This is a genomic window from Adlercreutzia sp. DFI.6.23, assembly GCF_024462535.1.
Lineage (GTDB): Bacteria > Actinomycetota > Coriobacteriia > Coriobacteriales > Eggerthellaceae > Adlercreutzia > Adlercreutzia rubneri.
The window spans coordinates 1-370 of record NZ_JANGBP010000260.1 but is presented as its reverse complement, the minus strand read 5'-3'; the positions used below and the strand labels follow the sequence as shown (position 1 = coordinate 370).

Below are 370 nucleotides of genomic sequence, written 5' to 3'. Positions count from 1 at the left end.
GCCCAAGGAAAACAGCGAGGGTCCGACAGGTGCCTGGATTTGCCCCGCCTTTTGCCCAAGCGGCCTTCGTGCCGCGCCGTGGCAAAAACAAGGGGCAAGGACAGGTGCCTGTCGGACCCGCAGCGTCGCGTAATAATTCCTCAAGGAATTATTACGAGGCAAGAATGGGGGCCTCCACCTGCTTCTTGCGGGACAGCACGCCGGGCATCCAGTTGCCGCCCTCGCAGCACTCGATCTCGAAGACGCGGTTCACACGGGCCGGATCGCCCTCCACGATGAACTGCGAGCCCTCGGCCAGAATATCGGTGACGAGCAGCAGGGCGAACTCGTAGCCTTTGTCTTCCACGAGCTTCTTCATGTGATCGCGAAT

Annotated in this window: 1 protein-coding gene; it reads right to left on the bottom strand. The window is 60.8% G+C overall.

The window, feature by feature from the left end:
* Window positions 1-151 precede the first annotated feature (151 nt).
* Window positions 152-370 (bottom strand): DHHA2 domain-containing protein (locus NE591_RS13280; protein ID WP_371130620.1); only part of this gene is annotated, 219 nt, incomplete at its 5' end.